Below are 8,638 nucleotides of genomic sequence, written 5' to 3'. Positions count from 1 at the left end.
GTATAGAAGATGACGTAACGTAACTTTCAAGTTAATTTTTTTCAAATAATCCAAGCATAAATTTTTCATAAAAAACAAAAATTAACAGTGATAATTTAATCCTAAAAGGGGTGGACAATGTGACAGAACAAAACAATAACCAACAGACGAATAAAACGAAGCCTATGTTTCCATCACTTGCGGAAAATATTAATTACATTGAAAACAAGCTCTCTCATTCCGATGATATAAAAAAATTAGATGTTCCTTTTCAAAATGGAAAAGGAAAAATCTTATATATCGAATCTTTAACAGACCCCAATTTAATTCACCAATTAGCTCTTGAACCACTATTAACTCGATCTGATTTGTCTATGGAAGAAAAAAAATTGGCATAAGGATTATGAAAAGGTAAAATTTAAACCGGAAGTAGAAGTGAAAATTTTATATAGTGGCGTCTTAAAATAAAAAGGTTGTATGCCAAGCGGGCATACAACCTTTTTATTTCGTATATCGATATACAATTGACTCATACGGTCTTAAGTTAAGATTCGTAATATCCTTACTTGAATCTTTGTAATTTGATAATAATACTTCTTGTTTCATTCCATCCAATTGAACATTCACTGGTGCAGAATACGTTATTTCTTCTCCGTAGAAGTTATTGATAACAAGCAATACTTCATTATTTACAGTACGTGTATATGCCCAAATCTTAGGATGATTCCCATCTAAAACATCATATTTCCCTTCTGTAATTACATTGTATTTTTTTCTAAGTTCAATTAACTTTTTATAATGATAAAAGACAGACTCTTTATCTTCTAATGCCTTCCCTACGTTTATTTCTTTAAAGTTTTCAGCCACTGAAATCCAAGGTGTACTTGTTGTAAAACCACTATTCACCTCTTCATTCCACTGCATCGGAGTACGTGAATTGTCACGAGATTTTTGTTTTAAAATCTCTATAATCTCTTCTTTGGATAATCCTTCTTCTTGTTTTATATCATATATATTTAACGATTCTACATCACGATATTGCTCGATAGAATGGAAGTTAGGATTCGTCATACCGATTTCTTCCCCTTGATAAATGTACGGTGTTCCTTGCAGCATATGCATAGCTGTCGCTAACATTTTAGCAGATTCATTTCGGTACTTCTCATCATCACCAAACCGTGAAACAATACGAGGCTGGTCATGATTACACCAAAATAACGCATTCCATCCTCCGCCCTTTTGCATTTCACTTTGCCAATCAGACATAATTTCTTTTAATTTAATGAAATCAAAATCAGCTTTCGTCCACTTATCACCATTCGGATAATCTACTTTTAAATGATGGAAACTAAACGTCATACTTAGTTCATTACGCTCTGGGTTTGAATATTTAATACAATTATCAATTGTCGTAGATGACATTTCTCCAACTGTAATTACATCTTTCCCTTCAAAAACATTTCGGTTCATCTCTTGTAAATATTCATGGACGCGTGGACCATCCGTATAATATTTACGCCCATCACTTGTAGCCGTGGTGCCTTCATCACTTAAAAATCTTTGATCTTTTGAAATTAAATTAATAACATCAAGGCGGAATCCTTTTACACCTTTTTCCAGCCAAAAGCGCATCATATCATACACTTCTTCACGAAGGTTTTCGTTTTCCCAGTTTAAATCAGCTTGTGTCTCATCAAATAGATGTAAAAAATATTGCTCTGTCTTCTCATCATATTTCCAAGCAGATCCACCAAACTTAGACTGCCAATTATTTTTTTCATCACGCCAAATATAGTAATTACGATATGGGCTATTTTTATCTTCCTTCGCTTCCTTAAACCACTTATGCTCCGTCGAACTATGATTTACAACGATATCAAGCATGATTTCAATGTTACGTGCTTTCGCTTTTTCTAAAAGCTCTTCAAACTCTTCCATCGTTCCGTAAGATGGATCAATACTGTAATAATCACTTACATCGTATCCATTATCGTTTTGTGGTGATTCGTATATCGGTGTTAACCAAATATAATCTACTCCGAGTTCTTTTAAATAATCTAGTTTCTCTGTAACTCCTTTTATATCACCAGTTTCTTTATTGTAATAACTATTAAAGCTCTTCGGATAAATTTGATAGACTACACTTTTATGCCAATCCTTCATGTTTAACTTCCTCCTACTTCTGTTTTACTCGTTTTGCAAATAACCATGTTAACGTAAATGGAATTACAACCGCGATAATCATCCCGACAATAAATATTGGAATCGATTTCGGAATGATAGAAATAAATGCTGGTAATCCGCCAATCCCGATTGCAGGTGCTAATACACCATTTAAAGTAATGAATATCGCCGCAATAGCAGATCCAATAATAGCTGCATAGAACGGGAATTTATTTCGTAAGTTTACACCGAACATCGCTGGCTCCGTAATACCGAAGTACGCTGAAATTGCTGATGTTGATGCCATACTTTTATCATTTTGATTTTTAGAAATCCAGAACATCGCTAGTGCCGCACTACCTTGTGCAATGTTAGAAAGAGCAATCATTGGCCAAATAAATGTACCGCCGTGCTGCGCGATTAATTGTAAGTCGATTGCAATAAACATATGATGCATTCCTGTAATTACAAGCGGTGCATATAATGCTCCAAATAATATTGCCCCAAGTGCTGGTACCGTTTCATATACTCCTACTAATCCGGCTGTTAATAAATCTCCAATATGACGTGTAACTGGACCGATAATCCCTAATGCTAATACACCCGTTACAACGATTGTTGTAATTGGCACAACTAATAATTGAATTGCGTTTGGCACATGTTTCTTTAAAAATATTTCCACTTTACTTAATACGAATGCCGCTACTAAAACCGGCAGGATTTGACCTTGATACCCTACCTTTTCAATTTGGAATAACCCTAAAATATCGAAGTACTCAATCTTTTGTCCCTCTAAACCAGTCGCTGCTTTTCCATAATCCCACGCGTTTAATAAGGCCGGATGCACAAGCATTAATCCCATAACAATACCTAGTATTGGACTACCACCAAAACGCTTCGTCGCTGACCAACCAACAAGTGCCGGTAAGAATACGAATGCTGTATTGGCCATCATATTAATTAAGTCCCAAAGCCCGCCTAAGTTCGGATAAACATCTAATAAATTTTTACCATCAAAAAATAAGTCCTTTGCCCCTAATAAATTGTTAATCCCCATCAGTAAACCAGCTGTTACAATCGCTGGTAATATCGGCATAAATACATCTGAAAATACTTTTACAAACTTTTGAACTGGATTTAACTTTTGGTTTCCAGAATCTTTTACGTCAGCTACTGTCGATTCTTCCATACCTGCAAGCGTTATCAATTCAGCGTATACTCGATCGACATCGCCTGGACCAATTACAATTTGAAATACCCCAGCGTTATGAAACGCTCCCTTTACTAATGAAACAGACTGTAATTTATCATTATCTATTTTACTTTCATCTTTTACAGCGATACGGAGCCTCGTTACACAGTGCGCAGCTTGTTCAATATTGTCTTTCCCACCAATATACTGCAACACTTCTTCTGCTGTTTTACGATAGTCTTTCCCCATATTCCCGTCCCTCTTTTCTTTTTTTGATACCGTTTACACTTATATATTAACTCGTATATATAAGTTAGTCAACACTCGTATATATAAGTTGATGATTTTTTTATAAATAAAGAGATGGAACGATTATTTCGCCCCATCTCTTTATTTTCTTCGCGCCACATCCGAAAAGTGAAAAATATCTAAACGGTGACGTGATTCCGTATATTCGAACTGACTCCCATCGTATAAATGAGTAAAGTTTTTTACAACGACAACATAGTCTGTTCCATTTAAATCTAAATACTTTCGGTCATCATCTGTACATGGTTGTACTTCAATTACCCGCTGTGAATAGCTAATATGTAGCCCTAATTCTTTCTCAATGTATTTATAAATCGATGCAGTTGCAATTTCTCTCGTTAATCCTGGAATATACTCCGATACAAAATGGTTTATATCTAAAATTACTTTTTCTCCATCAATATTTCGTACACGTTTAATATGATCTATTTCCGTTTTTTCTTTCACGTTTAATAACTTTGCTACATCTTTCGTAGCTGTCATTTTCTCTATTTCCACGACTTCCGTAATACAGTAACGTCCTAAACGTTCATTTTCTTCTTGAAAACTTACAATACCACCAAAGTTAAATTCAATATTTTTGCGCTTTAATACAAAAACACCTTTTCCGTGTATTTTTTGAACATATCCACGCTCTTGCAATAAATCTACAGCTTTTCTTACAGTACCCCGGCTTGCCTCATACTGCTTCATTAATTCCGTTTCTGATGGAATTTTGCATCCTTCTTTTAATTGTTTATTATCAATAGACTTGCTGATTTCTGTATAAATTTGTTCATACTTACTCATCATCTACAATAGCCCCTTGTCACCTTCTAGTTCTATATGTATTATACCACGCTATACTCTTCTGCCAATCTCTCACTTATTTTCCAGTACAAGAAAACTATAGGTAAATATTTAGTCTCTAAAACGTATTTTTATAAATTTTTTTATATTTCTCTTTTCATTCAAAAAAACATGTAGTATACTAACTTCAAAATCAGAGGAGAAAGGGAGCAAAAAACTATGCTTACTTATACAACTGTAGTTACATTTGCACAAAAACATCATCATCATACTTAACCCTTGAAACCTAGCGGAAAAATTACGCGTAGGTACAAGGGTTATTCCCATTGTACCTACGCTTTGGCAAAGAGCCATGTAGGTATTTTTTATCTACATGGCTCTTTTTTTATTGCAAAAAATGCTAGTAAAAAATGATGTTTAAGCAAAACTTACTACAAAGGAGTTAACAAAAATGGAAACGAAAAAATGGGGATTATGGATTTTAACAGCTTTTGTTATCGGGAATATGGTTGGCGGTGGCGTATTTATGCTCCCAGCAAATTTAGCACACGTATCAGGTCCAATGGGATCTACACTTGCATGGAGTATTACAGGACTTGGTGTATTTATGATTGCACTCGTATTTGGAAATTTAGCAATTCGTAAACCAGAATTAAAAGCAGGACCACAAAGTTACGCCCAAGCAATGTTTACCTCCCAAAAGGCAGGTAAAGTTGCAGGATATAGTATGGCTTGGGGGTACTGGGCTGCTAACTGGGCTGCTACAGCATCTGTAATTATTTCCTTTGCAGGATATTTATCAACATTCTTCCCAGTTTTACAAAGTAAGCAAATTCTCTTTTCAACAAACGGATTTTCATTAGAACTTGGAAAAGCTTTAACCTTCATAGTATGTAGTATGATGCTATGGGGAATTCAATATATTCTTTCTCAAAATATTGATAGAGCAGGAAATATGAACCTTCTTGCAACAATCGCAAAAATCATCGGATTTACAATGTTTATTGTAATCACATTATTCATTTTCAATGCCTCTAATTTCGGGGACGGTCAAACATTTATGAATGAAGCTGGACAACCTATTTCGTTGGGTGGACAAATAAATTCAGCTGCTATTGCAACACTTTGGGCGTTTATCGGCATTGAGTCAGCAGTTATGCTCTCTAACCGCGCAAAATCTCAGCACGATGTTAAGAAAGCTACGATTTTCGGATTAATCATCGCTCTTCTTATTTACATGGCAATTACTCTACTAACAATGGGTGCTCTTCCACAAGACGTTTTAAAAGAGTCTCAAAAGCCATTAGTAGATGCATTAAATTTAGCAATTGGTACTAAGGGTGCTTATATAATGGCCTTACTTGCACTCGTATCTTTATTCGGCTCTACTGTAGGATGGATCGTTGTTAGCTCAGAAGTACCTTACCAAGCAGCAAAAAATGGGGTTTTCCCTAAGTTTTTCGGAAAAACAAATAAAAAAGGAAGTCCTTCAAAATCATTATTTATTACAAATGTGATGACACAAATTTTCTTATTTTCAACGATTTCTGGTACTGTTTCCGAAGCATATAATTTCGCTATTGTTGTAGCGACATTAGCATATTTAATCCCGTACCTTGTTTCTACCTTGTACCAGTTAAAATTAGTTATTACGGGAGAAACGTATGATATAATGCCTGGATCTCGAATAAAAGATGGGATCATTACTGCACTAGCATTTTTATATTCCATTTGGGTTATTAAAACAGGAACTGCTGATTTAAAAACGTTCTTCTTAGGAATTGGGTTGTTTGTACTAGGCCTTATTCTTTATCCAATTTTAATGAAAGATTCACAAAAAAAATAATAAAAAAGAGAAGCTTTCCGCTTCTCTTTTTTTTATTAAAAGTCAGTTAATAACTTTTCTTTTAGTTCACCTACATCTAACGGTCTCGCATAATAAAAACCTTGTACAAAGTCGCAACCCATTGATTTTAATAAACTTTCTTGTTCTACCGTTTCTACCCCTTCAGCAACCACTAATAAATTTAAACTATGGGCAATTTCAATAACTGATTTTACAATCGTTCGCTCTGGCTGTGCGTGATCATAATGAAACTCACGAATAAAATTACGATCAATTTTCACAATATCAAGTGGTAGTTTTTTTAAATAATATAATGAGGAATATCCTGTTCCGAAATCGTCTAAAGCGATTAAAATCCCCATACTTCTTAATTCTTGTAATGTAGCAATAATATAATCAAAATGACGTACAGCTATACTTTCTGTTATTTCTAATATTAAACGATTTGGTGGAAATCCTGTTCGCTTCAATATACTACGAACAGATAAAATAAAGCGCTTTTGCATCAATTGTTGTATTGATAAATTAACAGATAACTTCAGTCCCTCTTGATACTCTGGCAAAGTTTTAAACAATCGACATGACTTTTCTAGTACCCAGTCTCCTAGTTTTATAATAAGTCCACACTCTTCAGCTACAGGTATAAATTCACTTGGTGAAATAGGACCTTCTTCTGTCTTACAGCGTACTAAAGCCTCAATACCAGTACATTTCTTTGTTTTCAAATCAATAATGGGCTGTAATGCCACTTTTAATTCTTCGTCACGAATTGCTTTTTGCAAAGCAAACTCTATTTTCATTCTACGATTTATTTTCGCACGTAATTCATCTGTAAAGAAGCACGCCCCATTTCTTCCTTGCTCTTTCGCACTATACATGGCTAAATCTGAATTTTTCAATAATGTTTCAACGTCTTTTCCATCTTGCGGATAGGAACAAAGTCCTAGACTGGCTGAAATATATACTTCATGACCTTCCAGCATAAATGGTGCTTGAAAGCATGACAACACAGATGTCGCTAACTGCCTCATCTCATCTTGTGTATGTTTTTTTGTTAATAGTACAAATTCATCTCCACCAAGCCTAGCCAGAACATCTTTATCTCCTAGTACGTAATGCAATCGGGAAGCGACTTCACTTAAAAGTAAATCTCCTATCATATGACCTAACGTATCATTCACTAATTTAAAGCGATCTAAATCAAAGTAAATCATGCCAAACTCTATTTTCTCTGCGATCATCTTATTTACAGTCGTAATTAACTGTAAACGGTTTGGTAAACTTGTTAACGCATCATGATAAGCAAGTTCCCTATAACGACTTTCGCTTAATCGTAATCTTTGCTCTGCTTCTTTCCTACTACTTATATCATTTCGAATTGCAATAAATTGATAGGGTTCTCCCTTTTCATTTAAAAATGGAACAATTGTTGTTTTAACCCAATAATACGTACCATCTTTTGCTTGATTTCGAATTTCCCCCGTCCAGACTTTTCCACTCAAAATACGCTTCCATAGGATTTGAAAAAATGCTTTCGGATGATATCCGGAATTTAAAATACGGTGATCTTTTCCTATTAACTCTTCTCTTTTATATTTTGAGATTTTACAAAATTTATCATTCACATATGTAATAAGACCATTTCGGTCTGTAATAGCAACAATTGAAGACTCATCTAATGCTAATTTTAAATCTTGCAATGAAGAGTCATATAATGCATGACCTCTTTGTTCTAGCATGCGCACCTCTCCTTGCTTCCTATCTGACTAAAACACAATTCGTTTCTCTTCATAGAAATAGAGATATTTCATTTTCTAACAATATGCCTTTACATAAAGTGAAACTTTAATCAGTGGGGGTTTTGTCCATCCCCCCACTGATTATTAGCCTTCACCAATCGGGCTTTTACGGGCAGTTATCTCCCAACTAACTTCCTCGCATTCACCGAATTTTGAGGTGGGAGTCTTACTGCCCGTTAATGCGGGATAAATCACAAATTTTTTCTAAATAGGCCGATTAAAATAACATAATATTATTTATAAAAAAAAGCAATATAGTGCCGTTTTAATTATAGTAGAGACTTTTCACTTCTCTGATTATCTGATCTTATTATACCGTATTCTCTTACATTTTTTTAATTTATAAAGCGACAATTTAATCAATACTAGCCTCTGCTCCCTACTAATGTGGCCTCACACCTAATCTCTTTGCTTTCATGAAATATTAAGGTGTAAATCCAACTGCCAACAAACTAACGGAATAGAGATTAAAATTGGCAGTTAATATTTTGAATTACAATAACAAAATATTAACATATTTTCACCTTTATTTTGGAAGTATTTTATAAATATATACATCTG

5 protein-coding genes and 1 pseudogene are annotated in these 8,638 nt (G+C 34.4%); 2 read left to right on the top strand and 4 right to left on the bottom strand.

Features of this window, described 5'->3' with window-relative positions; translation table 11 throughout:
* Window positions 1-164 precede the first annotated feature (164 nt).
* Window positions 165-362, top strand: a pseudogene (locus tag AB3X48_RS13970) (hypothetical protein); the annotation flags it as partial.
* Between the two features lie 118 nt (window positions 363-480).
* Here the strand turns inward: AB3X48_RS13970 and treC are convergent.
* From treC to treR, 3 genes are all read right to left on the bottom strand, one after another.
* Window positions 481-2,142 carry an alpha,alpha-phosphotrehalase gene (treC, locus tag AB3X48_RS13960; RefSeq protein WP_016103524.1) on the bottom strand — a complete coding sequence of 554 codons (1,662 nt, stop codon included), beginning with the start codon at window positions 2,140-2,142 and terminating at the stop codon, window positions 481-483.
* 13 nt (window positions 2,143-2,155) lie between these two features.
* Window positions 2,156-3,583, bottom strand: a complete 1,428-nt coding sequence (gene treP, locus AB3X48_RS13955) for a PTS system trehalose-specific EIIBC component (RefSeq protein WP_002114061.1) — start codon at window positions 3,581-3,583, stop codon at window positions 2,156-2,158.
* A gap of 141 nt (window positions 3,584-3,724) precedes the next feature.
* Window positions 3,725-4,435 (bottom strand): trehalose operon repressor, encoded by a 711-nt coding sequence (treR, locus tag AB3X48_RS13950; RefSeq protein WP_002114059.1) that lies wholly within the window; start codon window positions 4,433-4,435, stop codon window positions 3,725-3,727.
* Window positions 4,436-4,883: 448 nt separating this feature from the next.
* Here treR and AB3X48_RS13945 point away from each other — a divergent pair, with 448 nt between their 5' ends.
* Window positions 4,884-6,278: an amino acid permease gene (locus AB3X48_RS13945; RefSeq protein ID WP_002114055.1), complete on the top strand. Its 1,395-nt coding sequence runs from the start codon at window positions 4,884-4,886 to the stop codon at window positions 6,276-6,278.
* 35 nt (window positions 6,279-6,313) lie between these two features.
* Here AB3X48_RS13945 and AB3X48_RS13940 read toward each other — a convergent pair whose 3' ends face one another.
* Window positions 6,314-8,017: a putative bifunctional diguanylate cyclase/phosphodiesterase gene (locus AB3X48_RS13940; RefSeq protein ID WP_002114053.1), complete on the bottom strand. Its 1,704-nt coding sequence runs from the start codon at window positions 8,015-8,017 to the stop codon at window positions 6,314-6,316.
* Window positions 8,018-8,638: the final 621 nt, after the last annotated feature.

Origin of the sequence: Bacillus sp. S4 (assembly GCF_040838205.1) — a bacterium.
Taxonomy (GTDB): Bacteria; Bacillota; Bacilli; order Bacillales; family Bacillaceae_G; genus Bacillus_A; species Bacillus_A cereus_U.
The sequence above is the reverse complement of the archived record's forward strand: the minus strand, read 5'-3'. Positions and strand labels throughout refer to the sequence as shown.

Bases quoted from the DNA above. Each gene is read 5' to 3' on its own strand.
- treC (WP_016103524.1), bottom strand. From the start codon at position 2,142: ATGAAGGATTGGCATAAAAGTGTAGTCTATCAAATTTATCCGAAGAGC.
- treP (WP_002114061.1), bottom strand. From the start codon at position 3,583: ATGGGGAAAGACTATCGTAAAACAGCAGAAGAAGTGTTGCAGTATATT.
- treR (WP_002114059.1), bottom strand. From the start codon at position 4,435: ATGATGAGTAAGTATGAACAAATTTATACAGAAATCAGCAAGTCTATT.
- AB3X48_RS13945 (WP_002114055.1), top strand. From the start codon at position 4,884: ATGGAAACGAAAAAATGGGGATTATGGATTTTAACAGCTTTTGTTATC.
- AB3X48_RS13940 (WP_002114053.1), bottom strand. From the start codon at position 8,017: ATGCTAGAACAAAGAGGTCATGCATTATATGACTCTTCATTGCAAGAT.